Source organism: Caulobacter sp. GW821-FHT10F06 (assembly GCF_058809215.1).
In genome coordinates this window covers 47,573-71,918 of sequence record NZ_JBXASK010000006.1, presented here as the reverse complement: position 1 = coordinate 71,918, position 24,346 = coordinate 47,573, and the positions used below count along the sequence as shown (strand labels likewise).

Annotated in this window: 23 protein-coding genes; 8 read left to right on the top strand and 15 right to left on the bottom strand. The window is 68.7% G+C overall.

Annotated elements, in window-relative coordinates; translation table 11 throughout:
- The first annotated feature begins 12 nt into the window (after positions 1-12).
- Positions 13-1,548 (top strand): response regulator, encoded by a 1,536-nt coding sequence (locus tag AC1RUS_RS14385; protein WP_492917260.1) that lies wholly within the window; start codon positions 13-15, stop codon positions 1,546-1,548.
- Positions 1,549-1,582: 34 nt separating this feature from the next.
- On the top strand, positions 1,583-3,280 hold the full coding sequence (locus tag AC1RUS_RS14380; protein ID WP_492917258.1) for an AmpG family muropeptide MFS transporter: 1,698 nt from the start codon (positions 1,583-1,585) through the stop codon (positions 3,278-3,280).
- Positions 3,281-3,405: 125 nt separating this feature from the next.
- On the opposite strand, the gene AC1RUS_RS14375 is transcribed toward AC1RUS_RS14380, so the two are convergent.
- The 3 genes from AC1RUS_RS14375 to rlmN form a co-directional block, all read right to left on the bottom strand.
- Complete coding sequence (locus AC1RUS_RS14375) at positions 3,406-4,236, bottom strand: S1 family peptidase (RefSeq protein ID WP_492917257.1); 831 nt, start codon at positions 4,234-4,236, stop codon at positions 3,406-3,408.
- Positions 4,237-4,261: 25 nt separating this feature from the next.
- The gene (locus tag AC1RUS_RS14370; protein ID WP_492917256.1) at positions 4,262-4,690 is read right to left on the bottom strand and encodes a DUF350 domain-containing protein; all 429 of its coding nucleotides are present in this window, start codon (positions 4,688-4,690) and stop codon (positions 4,262-4,264) included.
- A 333-nt stretch (positions 4,691-5,023) separates the two neighbouring features.
- Positions 5,024-6,226, bottom strand: coding sequence for a dual-specificity RNA methyltransferase RlmN (rlmN, locus tag AC1RUS_RS14365; protein ID WP_492917255.1), 1,203 nt, complete (start codon positions 6,224-6,226; stop codon positions 5,024-5,026).
- 262 nt (positions 6,227-6,488) lie between these two features.
- Here rlmN and AC1RUS_RS14360 point away from each other — a divergent pair, with 262 nt between their 5' ends.
- On the top strand, positions 6,489-7,739 hold the full coding sequence (locus AC1RUS_RS14360) for a UbiH/UbiF/VisC/COQ6 family ubiquinone biosynthesis hydroxylase (RefSeq protein ID WP_492917253.1): 1,251 nt from the start codon (positions 6,489-6,491) through the stop codon (positions 7,737-7,739).
- Between the two features lie 139 nt (positions 7,740-7,878).
- On the opposite strand, the gene AC1RUS_RS14355 is transcribed toward AC1RUS_RS14360, so the two are convergent.
- The 5 genes from AC1RUS_RS14355 to AC1RUS_RS14335 form a co-directional block, all read right to left on the bottom strand.
- Positions 7,879-8,985: an acyltransferase family protein gene (locus AC1RUS_RS14355; RefSeq protein WP_492917251.1), complete on the bottom strand. Its 1,107-nt coding sequence runs from the start codon at positions 8,983-8,985 to the stop codon at positions 7,879-7,881.
- Between the two features lie 4 nt (positions 8,986-8,989).
- Positions 8,990-9,196, bottom strand: a complete 207-nt coding sequence (locus AC1RUS_RS14350; RefSeq protein WP_492917249.1) for a Trm112 family protein — start codon at positions 9,194-9,196, stop codon at positions 8,990-8,992.
- A gap of 9 nt (positions 9,197-9,205) precedes the next feature.
- The gene (locus AC1RUS_RS14345; RefSeq protein WP_492917247.1) at positions 9,206-9,877 is read right to left on the bottom strand and encodes an LON peptidase substrate-binding domain-containing protein; all 672 of its coding nucleotides are present in this window, start codon (positions 9,875-9,877) and stop codon (positions 9,206-9,208) included.
- Between the two features lie 11 nt (positions 9,878-9,888).
- Complete coding sequence (trxA, locus tag AC1RUS_RS14340) at positions 9,889-10,800, bottom strand: thioredoxin (RefSeq protein ID WP_492917245.1); 912 nt, start codon at positions 10,798-10,800, stop codon at positions 9,889-9,891.
- Between the two features lie 79 nt (positions 10,801-10,879).
- Positions 10,880-11,386: a prolyl-tRNA synthetase associated domain-containing protein gene (locus tag AC1RUS_RS14335; protein WP_492917243.1), complete on the bottom strand. Its 507-nt coding sequence runs from the start codon at positions 11,384-11,386 to the stop codon at positions 10,880-10,882.
- A 75-nt stretch (positions 11,387-11,461) separates the two neighbouring features.
- Here AC1RUS_RS14335 and AC1RUS_RS14330 point away from each other — a divergent pair, with 75 nt between their 5' ends.
- The gene (locus tag AC1RUS_RS14330) at positions 11,462-12,205 is read left to right on the top strand and encodes a DUF6065 family protein (protein ID WP_492917241.1); all 744 of its coding nucleotides are present in this window, start codon (positions 11,462-11,464) and stop codon (positions 12,203-12,205) included.
- Here the strand turns inward: AC1RUS_RS14330 and AC1RUS_RS14325 are convergent.
- Complete coding sequence (locus AC1RUS_RS14325; RefSeq protein ID WP_492917239.1) at positions 12,202-12,900, bottom strand: GntR family transcriptional regulator; 699 nt, start codon at positions 12,898-12,900, stop codon at positions 12,202-12,204. The genes AC1RUS_RS14330 and AC1RUS_RS14325 overlap by 4 nt on opposite strands.
- Before the next feature lie 99 nt (positions 12,901-12,999).
- Here AC1RUS_RS14325 and AC1RUS_RS14320 point away from each other — a divergent pair, with 99 nt between their 5' ends.
- Entirely contained in the window at positions 13,000-14,067 is a 1,068-nt protein-coding gene (locus tag AC1RUS_RS14320; protein ID WP_492917237.1) for an aromatic ring-hydroxylating dioxygenase subunit alpha, read from the top strand.
- A gap of 7 nt (positions 14,068-14,074) precedes the next feature.
- Here AC1RUS_RS14320 and AC1RUS_RS14315 read toward each other — a convergent pair whose 3' ends face one another.
- Genes AC1RUS_RS14315 through AC1RUS_RS14305 form a run of 3 tightly spaced genes read right to left on the bottom strand, consistent with a single transcriptional unit; the run spans position 14,075 to position 16,481 of the window.
- The gene (locus tag AC1RUS_RS14315) at positions 14,075-14,323 is read right to left on the bottom strand and encodes a hypothetical protein (RefSeq protein ID WP_492917235.1); all 249 of its coding nucleotides are present in this window, start codon (positions 14,321-14,323) and stop codon (positions 14,075-14,077) included.
- A 37-nt stretch (positions 14,324-14,360) separates the two neighbouring features.
- Positions 14,361-16,022 (bottom strand): pilus assembly protein TadG-related protein, encoded by a 1,662-nt coding sequence (locus AC1RUS_RS14310; protein WP_492917233.1) that lies wholly within the window; start codon positions 16,020-16,022, stop codon positions 14,361-14,363.
- A gap of 3 nt (positions 16,023-16,025) precedes the next feature.
- Positions 16,026-16,481 (bottom strand): TadE family protein, encoded by a 456-nt coding sequence (locus AC1RUS_RS14305; protein WP_492917231.1) that lies wholly within the window; start codon positions 16,479-16,481, stop codon positions 16,026-16,028.
- Positions 16,482-16,725: 244 nt separating this feature from the next.
- Between AC1RUS_RS14305 and AC1RUS_RS14300 the strand changes: the two genes are divergently transcribed.
- Positions 16,726-17,622 (top strand): type II toxin-antitoxin system prevent-host-death family antitoxin, encoded by an 897-nt coding sequence (locus AC1RUS_RS14300; protein WP_492917229.1) that lies wholly within the window; start codon positions 16,726-16,728, stop codon positions 17,620-17,622.
- Positions 17,623-17,753: 131 nt separating this feature from the next.
- A complete protein-coding gene (locus AC1RUS_RS14295; RefSeq protein WP_492917227.1) occupies positions 17,754-19,067 on the top strand; it encodes a cation:proton antiporter in 1,314 nt (437 codons plus the stop codon).
- 46 nt (positions 19,068-19,113) lie between these two features.
- Here AC1RUS_RS14295 and rhaT read toward each other — a convergent pair whose 3' ends face one another.
- Together rhaT and AC1RUS_RS14285 are read right to left on the bottom strand one after the other, a co-directional pair.
- Positions 19,114-20,184: an L-rhamnose/proton symporter RhaT gene (gene rhaT, locus AC1RUS_RS14290; RefSeq protein WP_492917225.1), complete on the bottom strand. Its 1,071-nt coding sequence runs from the start codon at positions 20,182-20,184 to the stop codon at positions 19,114-19,116.
- Positions 20,185-20,485: 301 nt separating this feature from the next.
- Positions 20,486-21,349 (bottom strand): LysR family transcriptional regulator, encoded by an 864-nt coding sequence (locus tag AC1RUS_RS14285; RefSeq protein WP_492917223.1) that lies wholly within the window; start codon positions 21,347-21,349, stop codon positions 20,486-20,488.
- Positions 21,350-21,498: 149 nt separating this feature from the next.
- On the opposite strand from AC1RUS_RS14285, the gene AC1RUS_RS14280 reads away from it, so the two are divergent.
- Positions 21,499-22,437, top strand: coding sequence for an alpha/beta hydrolase (locus AC1RUS_RS14280; protein ID WP_492917221.1), 939 nt, complete (start codon positions 21,499-21,501; stop codon positions 22,435-22,437).
- A gap of 436 nt (positions 22,438-22,873) precedes the next feature.
- Here the strand turns inward: AC1RUS_RS14280 and glmM are convergent, their stop codons facing one another.
- Positions 22,874-24,220 carry a phosphoglucosamine mutase gene (gene glmM / locus AC1RUS_RS14275; RefSeq protein ID WP_492917219.1) on the bottom strand — a complete coding sequence of 449 codons (1,347 nt, stop codon included), beginning with the start codon at positions 24,218-24,220 and terminating at the stop codon, positions 22,874-22,876.
- Positions 24,221-24,346 lie beyond the last annotated feature (126 nt).

The window sequence follows — 24,346 nt, the reverse complement described above, 5'->3', positions numbered from 1 at the left end:
AAGCTCTCGGGCATGACCACTCCCCGCGCATCCGCCGGCGTCACGCCCGAGCAGCTGGCCACCCTGAGCCACGAGTTCCGCACCCCGCTGAACGGCGTGCTGGGCATGGCGCGACTGCTGGAGAACACGCGCCTGACCGCCGAGCAGCGCGACTATGTCGCCGCCCTGCGCCAGAGCGGCGACCACCTGCTGTCGCTGGTCAACGACGTACTGGACTTCGCGCGCCTGGGCGCCACGGCCATCGAGCTGACGTCCGCGCCAGTCGATGTCGAGGCCCTGCTGCGCCAGGTCACCGAGCTGATGAGCCCGCGCGCCCACGAGAAGAGCATCGAGATCGCCTGGGCCGTCACGCCCGGCCTGCCGACCATTCTGGCCGACGAGGGCCGGCTGCGGCAGATCCTGCTGAACTACGCCGGCAACGCCGTGAAGTTCACCGAAAAGGGCGGCGTGCTGCTGACCGCCAGCCTGGCGGACGGCCGCGTGCGGTTCTCGGTCAGCGACACGGGCCCCGGCATCGCGCCCGACGCCCGCGCCAAGATCTTCGAGGCCTTCGTCCAGACCGACGCCAGCCACAACACCCAGCTGGGCGGAGCCGGGCTGGGCCTGGCCATCGTCGCCCGCCTGGCTCGCGCCATGGACGGCGAGGTCGGGGTCGGCGGCGAGGTCGGCCAGGGCGCCGACTTCTGGTTCGAGGCCCCGTTCGCCGTCGCTTCACCGGCCAGGACCGAGCGGCCGCTGGCCCGCAAGGCCGTGGCCGTCGCTTCGCCCAACGCCATTGTCCGCATCGCCGCCGCGCGCCAGATCGAGGCCGCCGGTGGCCGAGCCTTCGTCGCCGCCGACGTCGCCTCGGCCATCGACGCCGCGCCCGCCGACGCGGTGCTTCTGGTCGACGCCGCCCTGGCTGGTCCGCGCGGGGCGTTGAAGCCGCCCGCCGGGCGCCGCGCCGTGGTGCTGCTGACGCCCGACCAGCGCGGCCGCATCGACAGGCTGAAGAAGGCCGGGTTTACCGGCTATCTGATCAAGCCCCTGCGCGCCGCCTCGATCGTCGCCCAGGTGCTGCAGGCCAATCTGCAGAGCCCCGCTCCCGCCGCCGAACCGGCCGCCGAGGACGACCGCATCGCCCTGGCCTCGTCGCCGGGCGTGCGCGTGCTGCTGGCCGAGGACAATCCGATCAACGCCTTGCTGGCCCGCACCCTGCTGGAGCGCGAGGGCTGCAAGGTCGACCGCGTGGCTGGCGGCGACCAGGCCGTCGCGGCCCTGTCCAGCGACAGCTTCGACCTGATCCTGATGGACCTGCGCATGCCGGGCCTGAACGGCGTGGACGCCACCCGCGCCATCCGCGCCCAGGGCGTCACCGTGCCGATCGTCGCCCTGACCGCCGACGCCTTCGACGAGGACCGCCGCGCCTGCCTGGCGGCCGGCATGAACGACTTCCTTGTGAAACCCCTGACCCACGCGGCCCTGCGCGACGTGCTGACCCGCTGGACCGGCCCCGCGGCCCCGGGCGTCTGGACGAAAACCGCGACACGGGCCAAGGTCGCCGGCTAAAGGGCGGGCTGTTCCCCGCCAGGGGGACGACCGCATGACCGACCAGCCGGAAACCGCGCAGAAGAAGACTCTGCTGCAGACCCTGGCGTTCTTCGGCGAGCGGCGCAGCCTAGTGATGCTGGGCCTGGGGTTCGCTTCGGGCCTGCCCTACATGCTGATTTTCGACACCCTGTCGCTATGGCTGCGCGACGCCGGCCTGTCGCTGGCGGTGATCGGTTTCTTCAGCCTAGCGACGCTGTCGTTCTCGTTCAAGTTCCTGTGGGCCCCGCTGATCGACCGCACCAAGATCCCGGTGCTGCACGGCTTGGTCGGCCATCGCCGCGCCTGGATGCTGGCCTGCCAGGCGGTGATCATCCTGGGCCTGCTGGCCATCTCGGGCGTCAATCCGGCGACGAACCTGCCGCTGATGGCCGCCATCGCCGTGATCGTCGGCTTCGCCACCGCCACCCAGGACATCGTCATCGACGCCTGGCGCATCGAGGTGGTCGACACCGAGCGCCAGGGCCAGATGGCCGTGGCCGTGCAGTGGGGCTATCGCGGCGCGATGATCATGGCCGGCGCCGTGCCGCTGCTGCTGGCCGAGCGCTTCGGCTGGAACATCTCGTACCTGGCCATGGCCGGCGCGATGCTGGTCGGCGTGATCTCGACCCTGGCGGCCCCGCGCGAGCAGGCCCACGTCATCCGCCCCATCCACACCGACGGCGTGACCCAGCCCAAGGCGCTGGAAGTCGTCGAGTGGCTGGTCCGCCTGGCCATCCTGCTGGTGGGCGCCCTGCTGGTCGGCTCGGGCCTGTCGGGCGACGCTGGCCTGCTGTCGAAGTTCGTCGGCGGCGAAGCCCTGGACGCGGCGTGGAAGGCCAAGCCCAACGGCGTCTGGCTGCAGCTGGCCGGGGTGCTGGCGGGCCTGGGCGTCATCGTCGTGGCCGCCTGGCCGATCCCCAAGGTTCCGACCAAGCCCGGCGTCTATCTGTCGACCGCGCTGGGTTCGCCGCTGAAGGAGTTTCTGACTCGGTTCGCGGGCGTGGCCGGCCTGATCCTGGCGACCATCTGCGTCTACCGGGTGTCGGACTTCGTGCTCAACATCATGAACCCGTTCTATCGCGACATGGGCTTCTCGCTCACCGAGATCGCCGAGATCCGCAAGGTGTTCGGCATCATCGCCTCGATGGCCGGCGTGTTCCTGGGCGGCGTGGTGGTGGCGCGCTTCGGCCTGATGAAGGCCCTGATCGTCGGGGCCTTCGCCCAGCCGATCAGCAACCTGATGTTCGCGCTGCTGGCCATGAGCGGCCACAGCACCGGCATGCTGTTCGTCTCGATCTGCGTCGACAACATCGCCGGCGGCGTCGCCGGCACGGCCCTGATCGCCTACATGTCCAGCCTGACCACGGCCGGCTTCACGGCCACCCAGTACGCTCTCTTCTCATCGCTCTACGCCCTGCCCGGCAAGCTGATCGCCTCGCAGTCGGGACGGATCGTCGAGGCCTCGGCCAAGGCGGCGGAGGCCGGCGGGCCGATCGGGGCGCTGAAGGGCCTGTTCACACGCCTGCCGCCCGAAAGCTTCACGGCCGCCGGCGCCAAGCTGGGCGTCAGCGCCCCGGCCATGGCGGCGGGCTATACGGCGTTCTTCATCTACACCGCGCTGATCGGCGTGGCCGCGATCGTGCTGTCGTTCCTGGTGGCGGCGCGGCAGGGGGATATCGGGAAGGTCCAGGCGGAAGAGACGGCGGCCTAACCAGGCCTGTCATCCCGGCCGCAGCGAAGCGGAGAGCCGGGACCACCGGAAACGCATGCGCTTGCCGCGGTCTCGGACAGCCTCTGCGAGGCTTCCGGGATGACAAGATTTAGCGAGCGGGGAGCCTAGACCCCCATGCACACCACCTGCGCCACGCGCAGGTCGCGGCGCAGGCCGTCGGCGACGCGGCCGTAGTTCTCGGTGGTGATGGCCTCGCCGACGGCGGTGTCGGCGCCGTGGCGGCGGCGGGAGCCCAGGATGGTCTTCAGGGTCTCGGGGGCCGTGGTGTAGATCCGGCCGCGACGCGGGCTCTCGGCCACCGTCACGCCGATCACCCGGCCAGCGCTGTCGAGCGCGGGGGAGCCGGACAACCCGGCCAGGGTGCCCTTCAGATTGTCGGTGCGACCCACCTCGGCCCAGACCAGCACCGGCTCGGTGCGGGCCCCGCGACCGTGGACGACCAGGTTCTCGCGACCCAGCAGGCGCGAGGCCGCCTCGCCCGGATGGCCTTGCGGAAAGCCCGGATGATAGGCGCGCGCGCCCCGGCGAAGCGGCTCGTCCAGGCCCAGCGGCACGGCCGGCGCGCCGCCCTCGGTGGTCAGGATGGCGGCGTCGGCGCGCGGATCGATGGTGATCCTGGCGGCCACGCCGCGTCCGTCGGCCACGACGATGGCGGCCGACTTGCAACCGTCGACCACGTGGCGGGCGGTCAGCCAGACGCCGTCGTCGCCGACCGAGAAGGCGGTGCCCGAGCCCGGCTCGGGCTTGGCCGGCACCTGCACAACGATGGACGGATCGAACGGCGAGGCCGGGCCCAGCGGCAGGCCCTCCTCGCCCGGCACCGGCGGCGGGGGGGTGGGCGCGTCGGAGCGCTCCTGCCGGCCGACCGCGACGATCAGCAGGGCGCTGACGGCGGCGGCGTAGACCAGCCAGTCGGGAAGCTTTGGGAAATGCACCGGACCGCGCCCTGGCCTGGCCCGATCAGCCAGCCACGGCGGCGGCGAGGATCAGGGCGGTGGCGATCTTGGCGCCCACCAGCAGGGCGGCGGCGGCGACCTCGCCCTCGTGGATCCGCTCGGGCAGGCCCTGCAGCACTATGTCGGTGACGCGGAAGACCAGCAGTTGGACGGCGATGGTCGCCGCGCCCCAGATGACGATCTCGATCACCGAGGTCGAGGCGGTCAGCGACACGGCCAGCGGAATGGCCAGGCCCACCATCACCCCGCCCAGCGACAGGGCGGCGGCGGAGTTGCCCTCGCGGATCAGCTTGATTTCCTTGTGCGGCGTCAGCAGCGCATACAGCGCCGTGCCCAGGATCAGCATGAACAGCGTCACGCCCGCATGCATCAGGGTGACGGGGAAGCCCGTGGCGAAGGCCTGGACCTCGGGCGACTGAAGCTGGGACGGCATGAACGCGGATTACCCCCGGAACTGATGGGTGATCACTACCACGGGTTTCAGGGGGTGCGTAGAGGGGGCTTGGCGTCCGCGCGGGCGGGCCTCGAAGGACGCGAGACTTAGCCTTCTACTTTCTTAGCCGCGCTACATGGCGAGTCCACAGCGCACCGATCACTGATATTGCGAGCCCAACAGGCGCGACCACGCCGATATAGAAGATCTCAGGATAGCTCTCGGAAGGCCGGCCTTCGAGAAGCCAAGCCCAATTCGTCAGCCCAAAGACCAATCCGGCCGCAAGGATCAGCAGGCCTAGGCCAAGCGGACCATACTGGACGAACCCGCGTTTCACGCCGCCTCGTCGTCCTCGTCGTCGAGCACGCCGGCCATGGCCGCCATCGACAGCTTGCGCATCGCCGAGGCGCGGACCTTCTCGCTCTCGCTCTTCAGCTGGCCGCAGGCGGCGAGGATGTCGCGGCCGCGCGGGGTGCGGATCGGCGAGGAATAGCCGGCCTTGTTGAGGATCGCGGCGAAGGCCTCGATCGCGGCCCAGTCCGAGCACTGATAGTCTGTGCCGGGCCACGGGTTGAACGGGATCAGGTTGATCTTGGCCGGGATGCCCTTGATCAGCTTGACCAGGGCGCGGGCCTCGTCGGGGCGGTCGTTGACCCCCTTCAGCATCACGTATTCGAACGTCACGCGACGGGCGTTGGACAGGCCCGGATAGGCGCGGATGCCGGCCATCAGCTCTTCGATCGGGTACTTCTTGTTCAGCGGCACCAGCACGTCGCGCAGCGGGTCGTTGGTGGCGTGCAGGCTGATGGCCAGCATGGCCTGGGTGGCCTCACCCAGCTTCTCCAGCATCGGCACGACGCCCGAGGTCGACACCGTGATCCGGCGACGCGAGATGCCGATGCCCTCGTTGTCGCTGATGATCTCGATGGCGTCCGACACCTGGCCCAGATTGTAGAGCGGCTCGCCCATGCCCATGAACACGATGTTCGACAGCAGACGGTCTTCCTTGTCCGACGGCCATTCGGCCAGGTCGTCCTTGGCGATCTGCACCTGGGCGACGATCTCGGCGGCCGTCAGGTTGCGCACCAGGGCCTGGGTTCCGGTGTGGCAGAAGCTGCAGTTCAGCGTGCAGCCGACCTGGCTGGAGACGCACAGGGCGCCGACCCGGCCCACGGACGGGATGTAGACGGTCTCGACCTCGATGCCCGGGGCCATCCGGATCAACCACTTGCGGGTGCCGTCGTTGGACACCTGGCGCTCGACCACCTCGGGCCGGGCGATGGTGAAGGCCTCGGCCAGGCGCGCGCGGGTTTCCTTGGCGACGTCGGTCATCAGGGCGAAGTCGGTGACGCCGCGATGGTGGATCCAGCGGAACACCTGGGTGGCCCGCATCTTGGCCTTGCCGTGCTCGGCCACGCCGGACTCGACCAGGGCGGCCATCAGCTGGGCGCGGGTCAGGCCCGACAGGTTCACCAACGGCTTGGCCGTCGGGGTGGCTTCGCTGGAGACGCGCGACAGATCGAGGGTGACGCTCAAGGGGCGGTCCGGGGTCGAGAGGATTTTCGGGTTCGAGGAGGGGATATAGCACTGGGACGGGGTTTTTCCAAAAGGACGGGGGAATGTGACGCACTTGCCCCCTCCGGGCCTGCGGCCCTCCTCCCCCATAGGGGGAAGATGAGTCTCGCAAGCTTCATCTGCCCCCTATGGGGGCGGACGACCGCGCAGCGGTCAGGTGGGGGCGAGTCTAGGCGGTCCAGACCTCTAGACACCCAGACCTCCAAGGGCCCATATCCGCCCCATGCGCACGCACGACGCCGATGTGATCATCGCCGGAGCCGGCATGGCCGGTTCGACCCTGGCTCTGGCCCTGGCTTCGGGCGGTCTCAAGCCCCTGCTCGTCGATCCGCAGCCGTTCGAGGCCCAGCTGGCGCCCACCTTCGACGGGCGCTCGTCGGCCATCGCCTATTCCAGCTTCCGCCAGTGGCGCACGATCGGCGCCGGCGAAGCGCTTGCCCCGCAAGCCCAGCGCATCGAGCAGATCCTGGTCACCGACGGCCGCACGCCCGGGGCCGCCGCACGCGGCGCCTCGCCGGCCTTTCTGCGGTTCGACTCGAGCGAGATCGCCGACCGCGCGGACGGCGAGCCCCTGGGCTATCTGATCGAGAACCGCCAGATCCGCGCGGCGCTGGCTCAAGCCGTGACCGACAAGGCCATACCGGTGATCGCGCCGATGGCCGCGACCAACCTGGAAGTCGACGCCGCCGGCGCCCGCCTGACGCTGGCCGACGGCCGGTTGCTGAGCGCCCCGCTGGCCGTCAGCGCCGAGGGCCGGGGCTCGACCCTGCGCCGCGCGGCGGGCGTCGGCGAGATCGGCTGGGGCTATGGCCAGAGCGGCGTGGTCGCCACCGTGAAGATGGAGCGCCCGCACGAGGGCGTGGCCCACGAATATTTCCTGCCCAGCGGCCCGTTCGCCATCCTGCCCCTGACCGGCAACCGCGCCAGCCTGGTCTGGACCGAGAGCACCGCCCGGGCCGAGGCCCTGCGCGGCGCGCGGCCGGAAGCCTTCCACGCCCACCTGATGCGGCGGTTCGGCGACTTCCTGGGCGAGGTCGAGATGGCGGGTCCCGTATTCGTCTATCCGCTGTCGCTGTCGCTGGCCGAACGCATGGTCGCCCCGCGCCTGGCCCTGATCGGCGACGCCGCCCATGGCGTGCATCCGATCGCCGGACAGGGCCTGAATCTCGGCCTGAAGGACGCGGCCGCCCTGGCCGAGGTGCTGGTCGAAGCCATGCGCGGCGGCGAGGACATCGGCTCGGACGTCGTGCTGGAGCGCTTCGCCCGCTGGCGGCGGTTCGACACCGTGACCAACGCCCTGGCCTTCGACGGCTTTGTGCGATTATTCTCCAACGACAACCCGATCCTGCGCGTGGCGCGGGGGATCGGCCTGGCGGCGGTCAATCGCATCGCGCCGGCCCGGCGGTTCTTCATGCACGAGGCCGGCGGAGCGGTGGGGGATCTGCCCAAGCTGCTGCGGGGGCAGGGTCTGTAGATCTCGCCGCTAAATTATCTCGTCATCCCGGCCGCAGCGAAGCGGAGAGCCGGGACCCAGGGGCAGCCGCGATGCATTGGCCCCTGGGTCCCGGATAGCGCTACGCGCTTCCGGGATGACAAACCATATTGGACTTGGATCAGACCTTCACGATCCAGGTCCTGCGCCGCATATACGCCACCACCGCCCAGACCAGCGCGATGAAGATCGCCACCGGGATCAGGGCCGCCATCTTCGTCCCGACCACCGGCGACAGCGCGTCGTACGGAATCCGCAGCATGTGCGCGGTCAGGATGATCGAGGCCAGTTCGTGCAGGACGTAGGCGAAGATCGCATTGACCCCGAAATCGGTCAGGAAGCTCCGGCCCGGAACCCGCCACAGCTTGACGTCCAGCATCTGGTGCAGACCGGCCAGCACCAGCAGGGCCAAGCCGCTGGAGACCAGGACATAGCTGCTGGTCCACAGGTCCTTCACGACCGGATAGACGAAACCCCAAGCGATCCCGACGACCAGCAATAGAGCCCCGGCAACGGCCAGGCCCTTCGCCCCGCGCCGGGCGGCCAGCCACTCGCCCGCGGCGACGCCGATCAGCGCCTGGGCGATGGCCGGGAAGGTTCCGAGCAGACCCTCGGGGTCGTAGCCGAGCGGGCCCTTCACATAGATGTGGGCGCCCAACACGGCGCGGTCGACCCAGGCGATGAGGCTGGCGCCGGGCTTCATCAGGTCGGCCGAGCCGCCGGGATAGGGTGACAGGCACAGCCCCCAGTAGCCCAGCAGGACCGCCACCGCGATCGTCAGCCGGGTCCGGGGTCCGGTGGTGCGAAACAATACAGCGGCGGCGAAGAAGGCCAGGGCGATGCGCTGCAGCACGCCCATGGGCCGGAACAGCACGCTCTCGGGCGTGGCCAGCCAGTAGATGTTGCTGACCAGCAGGCCCAGCAGGATCAGCCGCCCGGCCCGCACCGCCAGCCGGCGCAGGCCCGTGGCGTCCAGCGCGCGCTCGGCGACCGGCGTGGCCAGCGGGATCGAGACGCCGGTCATGACGATGAAGGCGGGAAACACCGCGTCGGCGACCGTGAAGCCGGCCCAGGACGAGTGCATCAGGATCGGAAAGACGTCGTAATGGCTGACGTAGTGAAGATAGGCGGCCGAATTGACCAGGATCATGCCGACGATGGTCAGGCCGCGCAGCACGTCCAGCGAGGCCAGGCGGGGCGGGCGGGCCAGCCCCGCGTCGAAGGCCATGGACCTATTCGCCGTCCTCGAGCGAGCGGGCCTCTTCCGGCAGCATGATCGGCACGCCGTCGCGGATCGGATAGGCCAGCTTGGCGGTGCGGCTGACCAGTTCGCCGCGGGCGCGGTTGTAGTCGAGCGGCGCGCGGGTCACGGGACAGACCAGCACCTCCAGCAGGCGCGGGTCGATGTCGGCGGGCGGCGGGGTCGGAGTCGCGGTCATGGAACTCTACTACTGTATCGAAGTGGGTTCGTCATCGTCGCCGCCGGCCGCGTCGATCTCCAGCAGGGCCACCAGGGTCGCACGGCGGTCGGCCATGGTCGGGGCTTCCAGCAGGGCCTGCTTTTCCATGGCGTCGAACGGCAGGGCCATGGCCAGGCTGTTGATCAGGGCGTCGGACGGGGCGTTCTCGGCGCTGGTCCAGTCGATGGCCAGGCCCCGATGGTCCAGGTAGCGGCGCAGGGCCGGCAGCAGAGCGTGCGGATCGGCGCCCTCGTAGGACGGCTCCTCGTCCTCGCGCAGGTCGGCCTCGAAGGCCGCGTAATCGGCGCGGACCTGGCGATAGGGCGTGCGCACGGGCAGCTCGTCGCCGGCCCGGAACCGGCAGACCCCGGTCAGGGTGATCAGGTAGCGGCCGTCGCTGGTCTCGGCGAAGCTGGTCACCCGGCCCGCGCAGCCGATCGGGGCCAGGGCCGGGTTCAGCGGATCGTCATGCCCGTTGCTGCGGGTCTGGATCATGCCGATCACCCGCTCGCCCGACATCACGTCGTCCAGCATGTTCAGGTAGCGGGGCTCGAAGATGTTCAGCGGCAGCTGCCCGCCGGGCAACAGCAGCACCCCGTCCAACGGGAACACCGGGATCACCAGCGGCAGGTCGCTGATCCTTCGAAAGGCTCCCGGCATCGGAACTCCCTTTAGCTGAACAGGATGGAAGACAGGCGCTTGCGGCCGGCCTTGGCGACTTCCGACATCGCGCCGGCCGCCTCGAACACCGTCAGCAGTTGCTTGCGCGCCGCCTCGTCATTCCAGGCGCGGTCGCGGGCGATGATGGTCAGCAGGTGGTCGGAGGCCTCCTGCAGATGGCCGGCGCCGGCGAGGGCCTTGGCCAGCTCGAAGCGCGCCTCGTGGTCGTCGGGATCGGCGGCCAGGCGCTGTTCGAACGGGGCGGTCTCGGACGGCGCGGCTTCGGCCAGGGCCAGGGCGGCGCGGACGCTTTCCAGGTCCGGGTCCTTGGCGTTGGCCGGGGCCATGCCGGCCACCTCGGCCGCGCGCTCCAGATCGCCGCCCAGCAGGTAGCAGCGGGCCAGGCCGCCCAGCGCCTTGACGTTCTCCGGGTCCATCTGCAGAGCCTGGGCGTAGGCCTGGGCCGCGCCGCCGATGTCGTCGACGTCCAGCGACTCCTTGGCCAGGGCCAGGACGGCGTCCATGTCACTCTCGGCCGGAGGACCCGACAGGCGGTCGATGAACTGCTTGATCTGGCTCTCCGGCACCGCGCCCTGGAAGCCGTCGACCGGCTGGCCGTTGACGAAGGCGTAGACGGTCGGGATCGACTGCACGCGCAGTTGGCCCGAATAGCCGGGGTTCTTGTCGACGTCGATCTTGACCAGCTTGACCGCCCCCTTGGCGGCGGTGACGGCCTTTTCCAGCGCCGGGGTCAGCTGGCGGCACGGGCCGCACCAGGTGGCCCAGAAGTCGACGATCACCGGCTGGGTCTTCGACGCCTCGATGACGTCGGCCATGAAGCTGGCGTCCGTGCCGTCCTTGATATGCTCGCTCTTTCCACCACCGGCTTGGATGGGTGCGGGCTTTTCGCCGATCAGGCTCATCGGAAGTCTCTCATAGAGGCAGGAACGCAGTGAGGGGCAAGATGGTCCCTCCAAACGACAACCGCAATCGGGAGGTCGGCTATTGGACCACGGCCATGGCGTCGAAATCGACGATCATCGGCGTGATCCCCAGCGCGGCCAGGAACTTGCGGAAATCGGCCTGGCTCACCGCCGTGGTGGCGTCGTTGCCCAGAGGGTGGAAATTGACCGGATCGGCCTTGGCCAGAGCCGCGTCGAGCACGAAGCGCACGCGGCGGTCCGTATCGTTGATCAGGCCAAAGGCGGTCACCGAACCCGGCGTCACGCCCAGGGTCTCGACCATCATCGCCTCGGGCCCGAACGACAGCCGGCCCGAGCCGATCACCGTGTGCAGGCGCTTGAGATCTATCGTCGTCTCGCCCAGGGCCGAGATCAGCCACAGCTGACCCTTGGCATCCTTCAGGAACAGGTTCTTGGTGTGGCCGCCCGGCAGGGCCGCCTTGATCTCCAGCCCTTCCTCGACGCGGAACACCGGCGGGTGCTCAAGGGTGGCGTGTGCGACGCCGTGCGCGTCGAAAAAGGCGAAGAGGTCGGCTCGGGTCTTCATGCGGGCTCTCTAGACGGGCTTGCCTAAGCAGGGCTAGAGCAGAAGCCAGGGACCAAGGAAAGAGACGAGCGCGGCATGGAACTGGAGTGCTATCCCACCGAGAACCGCCCGCCCGAGATCGTTCCCGGTCGCCCGCAACGGGCCTGGATGGATCACTTCGCCGATCGCCACCCCTATCGCTGCCTGCCCCTGTCGATGGCCAACACCTCGGGCTGGGAGATCCTGTGCCCGGTCGGCTTCTCGATGACCTGGGACGGCGGCGCCCACCAGCACTGCATCAAGTTCCAGCCCGACCATCCCTATCCGGGCTTCAACGACTTCGTGAAGTCGCACTTCTCGCGCGGCACGGTGACCTTCCACACGGGCTATCTGTTCCGCACGCCGCCCGGCTGGTCGATCCTGACCATGGGTCCGCCCAACCACATCAAGGACGGCATCCAGCCCCTGGCCGGCCTGGTCGAGACCGACTGGCTGCCCTTCCCCTTCACGATGAACTGGCTGTTCACGCGCCCCGGCACGGTGCGGTTCGAGAAGGGCGAGCCGTTCTGCTTCATCATGCTGATGCAGGACAAGGTGATGGACAACGTCCAGCCGGTGATCCGCTCGATGAACTCCAACACCGATCTGCGCCGCCAGTACGACGTCTGGGCCGAGAAGCGCACCGAGTTCAACAGCCTGATCTTCAAGCGCGACCCGGAGGCCACCAAGGAGGCCTGGCAGCGCTTCTACTTCAAGGGTGAATATCCCGAGGAAGTGAAGGCCGAGGCCCCCTCGCACCACGTCAACAAGCGCCGTCTGAAGGCGCCCAAGATCGGCTAGTCGCGGGTCACCCGCCAGGCCGCGTCGACGCCGCTGAACACCTTGGCGTTGCGGATCGCCGCGAAGGCGTGGTCACGCATCAGCCGCTCGGCGCTCGCCGCATCGCCGGCCCGGATCGCCGCATAGACCGCGTGGTGCTGGCCATGGGCGGCGCGCAGGTGCTCGAACTCGGTCTCGGGGTCGGCCCAGTCCAGCGCCAGGGCGTCTGCCGAGGCGAACGGCAGGCCGTTGTTGCGCGCCAGGGCCTTGGCCAGCGCCTTGCCGCCGGCCGCCTGCACCAGGGTGGCGTGAAAGCGAAGGTTGAGGGCGTGGTAGCGATCCAGGTCCCCGTCCTCCAGCCGCGCCTTGGCGAAGAGGGCGTCGCCGTCCGCCAGGCAGGCGACCAGCGCCTTATCCTGATCCGGCGTCAGTCCGCGCGCGGCGGCCCGGCGGGCGGCGAGGCCTTCCAGCACCCCGCGCACCTCGATCGCGTCGGTGACGTCGTCGGATGACACCCCGGCGGCCGTGTAGCCGCGCGCGCCCAGCTTGACGACCAGGCCCTCGTGCTCGAGCGCCCGCAAGGCCGTTCGCACGGGCATGCGCGAGACGCCCAGGGCCTCGGCGGTGGCGATTTCGGCGATCCGCTCGCCCGGTTTCAGCTGGCCGGCGGCGATCATCTTGCGCAGGGCGACGACCACCCGCTGGCCCGGTTTCATCGGCTGATCCGTCCCGTCTCGCGCTTGACAGGACCACCCGTCGCCGCGCCTATTGGATCCAATAGGCCGCAGAGCCTGGTCCGCCGCAAGGGAAATCACATGGCCTCGCGCCCCGCCGCCGACACCCCGCCCTGGCCCCAAAACGCCTGGTATGTCGCCTGCACCCCGGACGAGATCGCGGCCAAGCCCCTGGGCCGGACGATCTGCGGCAAGCCGATGGCGCTGTTTCGCGGCAAGGACGACAAGGTCGCGGCGGTCGAGGACTTCTGCCCCCATCGCGGCGCGCCGCTGTCCCTGGGCTTCGTCCGCGACGGCGACCTGGTCTGCGGCTATCACGGCCTGGCCATGGGCTGCGACGGCAAGGCGGCGAGCATGCCAGGCCAGCAGGTCGGCCGTTTTCCGACGATTGAGACCTATCCAGTGCTGGAGCGCTACGGCTTCATCTGGGTGTGGCCCGGCGACGCCGACCAGGCCGATCCAGCCAGGCTGCACCCCCTGCCCTGGGCCGAGAGCCCCGACTGGGCCTATGGCGGCGGCCTCTATCACATCGCCTGCGACTACCGGCTGATGGTCGACAACCTGATGGACCTGACCCACGAGACTTATGTGCACGCCGGCAGCATCGGTCAGAAGGAGATCGACGAGGCCCCGGTCGCCACGACGGTCGAGGGCGACGAGGTCGTCACCAGCCGCTTCATGGAGAAGATCTCGGCCCCGCCGTTCTGGCGGATGGCGTTGAAGGGCGCCGGGCTGGATCCGGAAGCGATCGTCGATCGCTGGCAGATCTGCCGCTTCTCCCTGCCCAGCCACGTGATGATCGAGGTCGGCGTCGCCCTGGCCGGCCACGGCGGCTATCACGCCGACAAGAGCGTGCAGGCCTCCAGCATCGTCGTCGACTTCATCACGCCCGAGACCGAGACGTCGCACTGGTACTTCTGGGGCATGGCCCGCAACTTCGCAGCCGACGACGCGGCTCTGACCGACAGCATCCGCGAGGGCCAGGGCGTGATCTTCGGCGAGGACCTGGAGATCCTGGAACGCCAGCAGCGGAACCTGTCGCGCTCGCCCGGCCGGCGGCTGCTGAAGCTGAACATCGACGCGGGGGGCGTCCATTCGCGCCGGATGATCGACACCGCCATCGCCGCCGAGACCTCGGCCAGCGCCTGATCTCGCCCTACCGCGGGTCGGGACGCCAGCCGTTCTCCAGCAGGTCCAGCGCCAGCAGGTGGGCGACCTCCAGGGTGACGCCCTCCAGCGCGTCCAGCAGCTCCATCCGGCGGCTCTGCGCGGGCGTGTGGGCGTAGAGGGCGCAGATGGCGTGCAGCCGAGCGCGGATATTCGGCGGCTCGAAGCCGGACGCGAGCAGGGAGAACTCGCGTTCCGCGGGCGCGAAGGCCGCGATGCTGGGTGCGAAGGCGTTCATCGGAGATAATCCTTTCTGGATCGGGGTCTTCTGGGAATCAGGCGACCAGGGCGGCGTCCTTGCAGCGCAGGCCGTTCATCTGGACGTCGGCCTCGCCCAGGCGCACGCCGAGCAGGCCGGTCAGGCTGTTGAGCACGTCGTCCAGCGGCGCGGCGGCGGCGCCGAGGATCGAACCGAGCGTCGCGGTCAGCGGCCCCTGGCCCAGGCCCAGTCCGAGGCCCAGCAGCTGTACGTTCAGGGACAGGTCGCCGATCAGCGAGGAGACGGTGGCCTTGGCCACGTCGGTGGTCGACACGGTCTTGACCGTCCCGGCCCGCGCCTCGCTCTGCGAGAACCTCACCGGCTTCCAGGCCAGGCCGCCGATCTTGACCTCGGACTTGCCGGTGGCCGTCAGCACGGCTGACTTGGCGATCGTGGCGTTGGACACCGTCAGGGGGGTCTTGAAGTCGTCCAGCTTGTCGCGGTCGATCTCGCCGATCGCCAGCGTCCCCAGGCCGGGGCGGACGTCCAGGGTGGCGGTCCCGCCCTGGCAGTCCAGGGTGTTGAGCTTGGCCTCGCCCGAGGCGGCCTCCAGATAGAGCGGCGCCTTGATCTCGGCGGCGTTCAGCAGGCCCGAGCCGCCGAGCTTGGCCTCCAGATAGATCCGGGCCTGGGCGGTGCGGACCACCACCGTCTTGCTGCTGGTGATGGTCATCCACGGCGCGCTGTCGGCCGGTTCGCCGACCGCCAGCCAGGCGTCGACATCGGCCAGGCCGGGCACGCCCGCGCCGAGGTCCAGCTGGACCTGGCGCTCGCCCGACGACAGCCGCAGCACCGCCGAGGTCAGGTCCATGGCCGCCAGGCTGACCGCCGCCGCGCTGCCGCCGGCCACATGGCCCTGCTGGCCGTAGGGACCTACGTCGAACAGCACCTTCAAGCTGGTCTTGGTCTTGTTGCCTGCCGACACGGCGACGGCGCGGACGGCGGCTGAGGCGCGGATGTCGCCGGTCTTGTTCAGCAGGCTCGACAGGGCCGACAGCGCCTGGCCGGTGGTCAGCTTGGTCGACAGCAGCTGATCATAGGAAACGCCGGTCAGCTTCAGCTCGGTCGCCACCGCGTCGAGATAGCTGAACAGGTCGACATCGGCGTCGACCAGCGCCTTGTAGTCCATCACCGACAGGTTGACCTGCGAGCCGGTCAGGCTGGACAGCAGGCTGTTGGCGACGCCGCCGTTCAGCGACGCCAGGCGCGTGCCGATCGAGAAGCTGGCCAGGTCGGCGCGAGCGGCCGTGGCCTCGCGGGTGATGGTCCAGGTCGGACGGCCGGTCAGGATCTGGCCGAAGAACAGGTCGGCCTCGCCGGCCAGCTTGACCCGTGCGGCGTCGGCCTGGGCCTCGCCGCTCTGGAAGCGCGCGGCCGGCGGCACGTCGGCGGCCTGGGCGTAGCGGCCCTTGGTAACCGCCACCGTCAGCGGCGCGCCCCAGCCGTTGGCCTGGGCCGTGGCCGCGGCGGCGGCCTGGGCGTTGTCCAGGTCCCGCGCCGCGGCCATCGCCGCTAGATCCGCCGCGCCCTGCAGGCGGCGGCTTTGCAGGAACACCGAGCCCAGGTCGACGGCCATGGCCGAAAAGCCGATCACCATCATCAGGCCGCCGGCCGCCAGCACCGAGACGCCGCCGCGCTCGTCGCCGAGCAGATCACGTCGAAGAGTCCGGGTCGCCATGGCTCAATACCCTCCCATCCGGACGGTGGCCTGGCGCTTGATCACGGGCGAGGGCATCGGCACCAGCTTGGCGAACGCCCAGAAGGGCGAGCCCGAGGCGTCGTAGGCGATCGTCACGGTGACGCGGCTGGCGACGTCCTGGATCTGCAGGCTGGCCGCCTGGGGCGTCAGGTTGGCGTAGTCGCCGATCTCGTCGGCCAAGACGCCGGCCGCCAGGCTCTTGCGCTCGGTCGGGTCGATGCCGGCGAGCGCGGCGCGGGCCGCATCGTTGGCGACCTGCTGCACCGCGTGCGACAGCCAGAAATAGTTTCCCCAGGCCATCACGCCCAGCAGCATGACCAGGAACAACGGGCCGACGATCGCGAATTCCACCGCCGCGGCCCCGCTTTCGCTGGCCCCGATCTGCGCGATCTTGCGTCCGCGTCCGGCTCTGCCTCCGGTCAGTGCGGAAAGGCTCATGACGCTCCTCCTGAACAACCTTGGAGATCAGGATGGCGCGAGGACGCCTTTTGGTTCGTATCGACCGGAATCTTGAAAATTACGGACTGGTTGCGTCCGAGTGTCGCACCCGGTGCGACGAGAAGGCCCGTTGTTGCGCGGGCTCAGCAACGTTAGCGTGAAAATATCTGATCCGCGCACCGATAGCGCGCATTTACCAAGTGTGGATCATTCTTCGTAATCTACAGAATATCCGAGCCACTTGATGACCACGGCCCTGAACGACCCGATTTCGGTGACCGCCGGCGAGATCAGCCGCAACTTCGGCCAATGGCAGGACCGCGCCCTGCACGCGCCGGTGATCGTGACCAATCACGGCCGCCCGCGCGTGGTGGTGATCTCGGCCGAGCTCTACGCGTCGCTCAGCGCCGGCGAGGGCGACCGCGACATCGATCCCAGCTGCGACATCGGCCGTTCGGCGATCCTGTTCAACTCCACCGAAGGCTTCTTGGCCCTGGACAACGACCTGCGCGTCGTCGAGGTCAATGGCGCCTTCGAGGCCCTGCTGGGCCTTAACGCCGAACGCCTGAAGGGGCAGTACTGGGATCAGGTGTTCCCGGGCGCGGCCCAGTCGATCATCGGCGAGCAGTTCAAGCGCGTGCTGCGGGCCGGCGACATGGTCGAGTTCGAGGCCAGCGCCACGCCCAACGGCGCGCGCCGCTGCACGATGCGAGCCTTTCCCTATCCCGGCGGCCTGGCCGTGATCATCGTCAACCGCACCGAGGAACGCGACCTCAAGCGCCGGCTGGACGAGACCCTGGCCTTCCAGAAGGCGCTGACCAGCCTGCACGACGTGGCCACGGCGCGGCTCAACGTGCGCGGCGTGATCGTCGAGGTCGACAGCCACTTCGCGGCCCTCACCGGCTTCAAGAGCAACGAACTGCTCGACGTGCGGCTGACCGACGTGGCCCGCCCCAGCGAGCGCCGCGCCCTGGGCGACGCCATTGAGCAGGTGCTGCAGGGCGCCCCGCCCCGGGTCCTGCCGGCCACCCTGCTGGTCAAGAACGGCCATGAAAGGTCCATCGAGCTGGGCGTGGCGGCGATCATCCGCGACGGCGTGCCCGAAGGCCTGGTGGCGGCCGTGCAGCCTCGCGCCGCCTGAAGGCGCTCGCTATCGGCTGAAGCCGGCGTATTTCGTCCCGCGCCCCTCTCGACATGACAACGCTATCAGGGTTTTCTGCGCGCCAGTAACGACGACCGCGACAACGCGGCGGCGATCTTAGGGGGACGACCATGACGCCCGCGCAGCTCAGCGTGACCTTTTTCCTGCAGATGTTCGTCATCATCGCCGCGTGCCGCGCGGCGGGCTGGCTGGTGAAGCGCTATATGGGCCAGCCCCAGGTGGTGGGCGAGATGATCGCCGGCGTGATCCTGGGCCCGTCGCTGCTGGGCCTGCTGGCCCCCGACCTGCAGCACCTGCTGTTCCCCAAGGAGTCCAAGACCATCCTCTATGTCGGCGCCCAGCTGGGCATCGGCCTCTACATGTTCCTGGTCGGGCTGGGCTTCAGTGGCGAGCATTTCAAGACCAACGCCAAGAGCGCGGTGGCCGTGTCTGTGTCGGGCATGATCGTGCCGTTCATGGCCGCTGTGGCCCTGACCCCGTGGCTGCTGGGCCTGAACCTGTTCGGCAAGGGCGTGACCCTGTTGCAGTCGACCCTGTTCATGGGCGCGGCGATCTCGATCACCGCCTTCCCGGTGCTGGCCCGCATCATCCAGGAACGCGGCCTGGCCAAGACCCAGCTGGGGACCATGACCCTGGCGGCCGGCGCCATCGACGACGCCGCCGCCTGGAGCGTGCTGGCCATCGTGCTGGCCAGCTTCGGCGACGGCCCGATCGTGGCGGTCAAGGCCATCGCCGGCGGCGGGGCCTTCGTGCTGTTCATGCTGCTGGCCGGCCCCAGGCTGCTGGCCCCGCTGGCCCGCATCGCCGAGCGCGAGGGCAAGGTCACTCCGGGCCTGCTGGGCGTGATCATCATGCTGTTCATGCTCAGCGCCTGGGCCATGGACGCGGCCGGCCTACACGCGGTGTTCGGCGGCTTCATCTTCGGCACGGTGCTGCCGCGCGGCGTGCTGACCCGCGAGTTGAAGCGCCAGCTTCAGCCCTTCGCGATCATCGTGCTGGTGCCGATGTTCTTCACCTTCTCGGGCCTGAACACCCAGCTGGGCATGGTCAACAGCGTCGCCCTGATCGGCGTGGCCGTGGTGATCCTGGCGGCCTCGATCCTGGCCAAGGGCGGGGCCTGCTGGGCCGCCGCCCGCATGACCGGCCAGGACAACCCGACCGCCCTGGGCATCGCCTCGCTGATGAACGCTCGCGGCCTGATGGAGCTGATCATCCTCAACATCGGCCTGCAGCGCGGGATCATCGGCCCGGCCCTGTTCTCGATCATGGTGCTGATGGCCATCGTCACCACCCTGATGGCCTCGCCCAGATTCGAGTTCGTTTATGGCAAGGCCGCCCGGGCGCGCGGCGAGCTGGGCGCGCTCAGCGAGATCGAGGAAGACGACGACCACCCGGTCGCCGCCGGCGCGTCGGCCCGACCCTGACGAGACGGGCGGCCGGCGGGTGTCCCGCGCCGGCCGCCCTCCTGCCCTATCGGCCCAGCATGTTGCCGTAGCCGATCACCACGGTGGCGCCGACCAGCAGGGCGACGCCGGCCCAGACCATGTTGCGCACGGCCGGACGAGCGTCCTTCCACTCCTTGAAGGCGAAGCCCCACAGGGTGCCGAAGATGATGATGCTGGCCATGTGCAGGGTCCAGCTGGAGAAGCCGAACTTGCCCATCTGGCTCTCGCCCATCGTGTAGAAGAAGAACTGGAAGTACCAGGCGGTGCCGGCCAGGGCGCACAGCAGGTAGTTGGCCAGCAGCGGCGCCTTCGGCGCGCCCGCCTCGGCCTTGACCTTCCCCAGCCACTCGCCGCCGCTGCGGTTCTTGATGATCAGCCAGGCGCACCAGACGCCGTTGGTGATCAGACCGCCGAACATCACCAGGCAAAGGGCCGGAAGGCCGGTCCACAGCGGGCCGGTGCCGGCCGCCGCCGACAGGGCCTTGATCGGCTCGCCCGCCGCCAGGCCGAAGGCGAAGCAGGCCGACATGATCCCCGAGAAGATCGCCACGGCGACGCCCTTCTTGAAGTCGAACTCGGCGACGGCTTCCAGCTTCTGCTCGTCCGACAGGTCCTCGTCCTTCCTGGCCCCGGCCAGGGCCACCACGACGATGCCGGCCAGGGTCAGCAGCAGGCCCAGCAGGATGATCCGGCCCGAGGTCGTGCTCAGCAGGTCATGGGCGAAGGTGCCGCGCACCAGCGGCGGGATCAGGGTGCCGAACACCGTGCACAGACCCAGCACCACCGCCATGCCCAGCGACAAGCCCAGATACCGCATGGTCAGGCCGTAGGTCAGGCCGCCGAAGCCCCACAGCACGCCGAACAGCACGCACAGCCCCACCACGTTGTGCGGGACCTGGGCCATGACGCCCATCAGGTCGTTGGTGCGGATCGAAGCGAACAGCCACGGCGCGATCAGCCACGAGAACAGGCCGCCGGTCAGCCAGTAGATCTCCCACGACCACCGCTTCACGACGCGATAGGGCACGTAGAAGCTGGCCGAGGCGAGACCGCCCAGCCAGTGGAAGAGGACGCCGAGCAAGGGGTTGCCGATCACGAGGCCGCCCCCGTTTTCAAGTTCTGGCCCATGGCTTCTCTCCCGGCTTATAGTCTCGCAATATGAGACGATTATCTATATAATGGAGGCTTTTGGAGAGAAGGCTAGAGCTTATCGCGGGCCCTGTGCCGCGTGTTCAAACACCCACCCATCAGCTCCCGTCAGTCCCGCCCTGATGGCGGGGACGGACCGGCACGGCAACGCCCTATTCCCCCATAGGAAGCGGACATGTTGATCGTCTGGAAGGGCGGGAAGCGATCGTTGGCTGGGTCCTTCGAAACGAGACAACCTCATCATCGCGTCAGTCGCCGCTCTGAAGCCATTCCTTCACCGCCGTCATCGCCGGCGTTTCGGGGCGTGATTTCAGCCGCGTGAGCCAATAGCGGCCGGCGTCGACGCAAAGACTGAAGGGCTGAGCCAGTCGGCCGCTCGCAAGGTCCTGCTCAAACAATCGGGCGGGCAGCAGGGCGACGCCCAGGCCGCTTGCCGCCGCTGCCGCCAGGCTGGACGAGGCGTCGAATACCGGGCCGCAGATCGCCGGCATGGTCAGGCCGGCGGCGCCGAACCAGACTTTCCATTCGTCGCGACGGTAGGACCGCAGCAAGATCTCTCTTTGCAGGTCGGCCGGCGTTTGCAACCGCCGCGCAAGACTCGGTGAGCAAAGCGGGGTCAGCGGCGCTTCCAGGATCGGGACGGCGTCGGTTCCGTGCCAGGCCCCGTCGCCGTAGCGGATCGCCAGGTCCAGCCCTTCGCCCGCGAGGTCCACCCGATTGTTGTTGGTTGTGATCCGAAGGTCGACGCCGGGGTGGAGCGCAGTGAAGTCGGGCAGGCGCGGAAGCAACCATCCAGTGGCGAAGGTTGCGACGACGCCGATGCTGACGATCTCCTGAAAGCGTCCGCCAGCGAACCGGTCGAGGGTGGCGGCCAAGCGATCGAGGGTGTCGCTGACGATTGGCGCGAGGGCGGCGCCTTCGTCGGTCAGGGCAAGGCCCCTAGGCAGCCGGCGGAACAGGAGCGCGCCGAGCTGATCTTCCAGCAGCTTGATATGGTGGCTGACGGCGGCCTGGGTGACGCGCAGCTCGAGCGCGGCGCGCGTGACATTGAGGTGCCGCGCGGCCGCTTCGAAGGCGCGCAGGGCATTGAGGGGCAGTCGCGATCTTTCCATGAGAAGGCATTAATTCATTTTATGACTCTCGCCAATTTTGATCGTTTGTGACGTAGGCGAGGCGCGGCGAACCTCCAAATTGTCGCTGTGACATGAGAGAAAACGATGTGTAGCGCACATGGGTCACGCCTTGGGGAGGGTCGAACATCATGAAGCTTGTTTGCATCGTGGCATGGGCCGCACTGCTCCTCGCCCCGGCGTCGCAGGCGGCGACGCCGGGCGCCGCGCCGGCCGGTTGGCAGCCGTCTCCCGGTCACAGCCAGATGCCGATCTGGCCGGGAGTGGCCCCAGATACGCCGCCCGTCCCTGGGCCGGAGACCGCGAAGGGTGGGAACGTGACCAACGTCACCCGGCCGACGATGACGGTCTATTCGCCCAAGGGGAGGAACAGCGGCGTCGCGGTCATCGTCATCCCGGGAGGCGGCTTTCAGATTCTGGCCATGGATCTCGAAGGCGTCGAGATCTGCGACTGGCTGACCTCCAGGGGCGTCACCTGCGTGCTGCTGAAATACCGCGTGCCGAGCATCCCCTACCGCTGGCAATGCGATTGCCGCCCGCAGAATAAGGAGATTTCGACACCGTCCCTGCAGGACGCGCTGCGGACCGTGCGGCTGACGCGGGCTCGGGCCGCCGAATGGCGGATCGATCCGCGCAAGATTGGGGTGATCGGCTTTTCCGCCGGCGGGTATCTGGTCGCCGAGGCCAGCACCCACTTCGACGATCGCCTCTATGCGCCTGTGGACACGGCCGACCGGCAAAGCGCTCGCCCGGACTTCGCCATCGCCGTCTATCCAGGGCACCTGGCTATGGCCAACAACAGCATCGCGCTCAATCCTAATATCGAGAAGGCCATCACGCGCCGCACGCCGCCGACCTTTCTATTGCAGAACGAGGACGACTCTGTGGACAGGGTCGAGGACGCGCTGAGCTACTACATGGGCCTGAAGAAGGCGGGCGTCGCCGTGGAACTGCACTCATACGCCCAGGGCGGCCATGCCTTCGGTCTGCGGGAGAAGAAGCTTCCGGTGTCCGGGTGGCCCAGGCTGGTGGAGACATGGCTGCGGACGATCGGGATGCTTTCGGAGTGAGCGGCGCGGACATTGCGGATCGCGCCGTGTGGGACGAGGTTTTTAAATGGGCGGACCCCACCAGCACCGACACTTCGAATGACTCCTATGGGTCGGTTTGGGAGGTTCTCCGCACTTCAAATAAACCTCCGTCATTCCGGGCCTTGTGCCCGGAACCCCTAGTTCAGCTTGCACGTGAAGCGCCAGCGGCGTGCTGAGCACGCCGCCCCTCCCGCACCTACGGTGGACAGAGGGGTCCCGGGCACAAGGCCCGGGATGACGTGTGTTTTTAGCGAAGGCTCAAACGCCAAACGTCCGCTCAGGGTCGTCAGCAGACATCAGCCTGGACGCGGCATCCGGACAGTCAGATTGCCAATGCCAGGAATGGCGGCCTTGGGCGGCTCCGCCACAAGGGCGAGAACGCGGTGAAAAGAGGCCGCCCTTAAGGGGATAGCCCCTAGACCGCCTTCACGGCCGAGACGATCGACTTGACGACCTTCTTGACCAGGGCCGGATCGTCGCCCTCGGCCATGATGCGGATCAGGGGTTCGGTGCCCGAAGGGCGCACGACGATGCGGCCCGAGCCGTTCAGCTGGGCCTCGCCGTCGGCAATGGCTTCCTTGACGGTCTTGGCCTCCAGCGGCTTGCCGCCGGCGAAGCGGACGTTTTCCAGCAGCTGCGGCACCGGCTCGAACTGGCGGCCCAGGGCGCTCATCGGCTTGCCGGTCTGGATCATCACCGCCAGCACCTGCAGGGCGGCGATCAGACCATCGCCCGTGGTCGAGAAATCCGACAGGATTACGTGGCCCGACTGCTCGCCGCCCACATTGAAGCCGCCCTCGCGCATGCGGGCCATCACGTAGCGGTCGCCCACGCCGGTGCGCTCCAGGGTCAGGCCCTCCGCCTTCAGCGCCCGCTCGAGGCCGAGATTGGACATCACCGTGGCCACCACGCCGCCGGCGTTCAGCTTGCCGGCCTTGGCGAAGGCGATGGCGACGATGGCCATGATCTGGTCGCCGTCGACAACCACGCCCTTCTCGTCGCAGATCACCAGGCGGTCGGCGTCGCCGTCCAGCGCGATGCCGATGTCGGCGCGGTACTCGCGCACCAGCTTGGCCATGGCCTCGGGATGGGTCGAGCCGCAGTCGGCGTTGATATTGGTCCCGTCCGGCGTGACCCCGATCTCGATAACCTCGGCGCCCAGCTCGTAGAGGGCGGTAGGGGCCACCTTGTAGGCCGCGCCATTGGCGCAATCGATGACGATGCGCAGGCCTGCCAGGCTCATCTGGCGCGGGAAGGTGGCCTTGACGATCTCGACATAGCGGGCCTGGGCGTCGTCGATGCGCTTGACGCGTCCGAGACCGCGCGGCGGCGCAAGGCCCTCCTGCAGGCCCTCGTCCATCAGGGCCTCGATCTTCAGCTCCTGCTCGTCCGACAACTTGTAGCCGTCGGGGCCGAACAGCTTGATGCCGTTGTCGGCGAAATCGTTGTGGCTGGCGCTGATCATCACACCCAGGTCGGCGCGCATCGAGCGGGTCATCATCGCCACGGCCGGGGTCGGCAGCGGGCCGAACAGCCGCACGTCCATGCCGACGGAGGCGAAGCCGGCGACCAGGGCCGGCTCAATCATGTAGCCCGACAGGCGGGTGTCCTTGCCGATCACCACCAGGTGGCGGCGGTCGTCCTGCGAGCGGAACAGCTTGCCGGCCGCCAGGCCGACGCGCAGGGCGACCTCGGCGGTCATCGGATGCTTGTTGGCCTGGCCGCGGATGCCGTCGGTGCCGAAATAGGCGCGCTTGCTCATGGTCGTCTTCTGGTCTCGTTTAGGCCGTACTCGAACCGCGAAACGATCCGAAATGCAGATTTATGAGAGGGCGGCTCTAGCGAATGCTAAAGGCCGACCTCGAAATATCCCGCGTCGGTAGCAATA

Bases quoted from the DNA above. Each gene is read 5' to 3' on its own strand.
- AC1RUS_RS14310 (WP_492917233.1), bottom strand. From the start codon at position 16,022: ATGGCGACCCGGACTCTTCGACGTGATCTGCTCGGCGACGAGCGCGGC.
- AC1RUS_RS14295 (WP_492917227.1), top strand. From the start codon at position 17,754: ATGACGCCCGCGCAGCTCAGCGTGACCTTTTTCCTGCAGATGTTCGTC.
- AC1RUS_RS14345 (WP_492917247.1), bottom strand. From the start codon at position 9,877: ATGCCGGGAGCCTTTCGAAGGATCAGCGACCTGCCGCTGGTGATCCCG.
- AC1RUS_RS14285 (WP_492917223.1), bottom strand. From the start codon at position 21,349: ATGGAAAGATCGCGACTGCCCCTCAATGCCCTGCGCGCCTTCGAAGCG.
- AC1RUS_RS14370 (WP_492917256.1), bottom strand. From the start codon at position 4,690: ATGCCGTCCCAGCTTCAGTCGCCCGAGGTCCAGGCCTTCGCCACGGGC.
- AC1RUS_RS14320 (WP_492917237.1), top strand. From the start codon at position 13,000: ATGGCCTCGCGCCCCGCCGCCGACACCCCGCCCTGGCCCCAAAACGCC.
- AC1RUS_RS14280 (WP_492917221.1), top strand. From the start codon at position 21,499: ATGAAGCTTGTTTGCATCGTGGCATGGGCCGCACTGCTCCTCGCCCCG.
- AC1RUS_RS14355 (WP_492917251.1), bottom strand. From the start codon at position 8,985: ATGGCCTTCGACGCGGGGCTGGCCCGCCCGCCCCGCCTGGCCTCGCTG.
- glmM (WP_492917219.1), bottom strand. From the start codon at position 24,220: ATGAGCAAGCGCGCCTATTTCGGCACCGACGGCATCCGCGGCCAGGCC.
- AC1RUS_RS14315 (WP_492917235.1), bottom strand. From the start codon at position 14,323: ATGAACGCCTTCGCACCCAGCATCGCGGCCTTCGCGCCCGCGGAACGC.
- AC1RUS_RS14350 (WP_492917249.1), bottom strand. From the start codon at position 9,196: ATGACCGCGACTCCGACCCCGCCGCCCGCCGACATCGACCCGCGCCTG.
- AC1RUS_RS14335 (WP_492917243.1), bottom strand. From the start codon at position 11,386: ATGAAGACCCGAGCCGACCTCTTCGCCTTTTTCGACGCGCACGGCGTC.
- AC1RUS_RS14300 (WP_492917229.1), top strand. From the start codon at position 16,726: ATGACCACGGCCCTGAACGACCCGATTTCGGTGACCGCCGGCGAGATC.
- AC1RUS_RS14380 (WP_492917258.1), top strand. From the start codon at position 1,583: ATGACCGACCAGCCGGAAACCGCGCAGAAGAAGACTCTGCTGCAGACC.
- AC1RUS_RS14330 (WP_492917241.1), top strand. From the start codon at position 11,462: ATGGAACTGGAGTGCTATCCCACCGAGAACCGCCCGCCCGAGATCGTT.
- AC1RUS_RS14385 (WP_492917260.1), top strand. From the start codon at position 13: ATGACCACTCCCCGCGCATCCGCCGGCGTCACGCCCGAGCAGCTGGCC.
- AC1RUS_RS14305 (WP_492917231.1), bottom strand. From the start codon at position 16,481: ATGAGCCTTTCCGCACTGACCGGAGGCAGAGCCGGACGCGGACGCAAG.
- trxA (WP_492917245.1), bottom strand. From the start codon at position 10,800: ATGAGCCTGATCGGCGAAAAGCCCGCACCCATCCAAGCCGGTGGTGGA.
- AC1RUS_RS14325 (WP_492917239.1), bottom strand. From the start codon at position 12,900: ATGAAACCGGGCCAGCGGGTGGTCGTCGCCCTGCGCAAGATGATCGCC.
- AC1RUS_RS14360 (WP_492917253.1), top strand. From the start codon at position 6,489: ATGCGCACGCACGACGCCGATGTGATCATCGCCGGAGCCGGCATGGCC.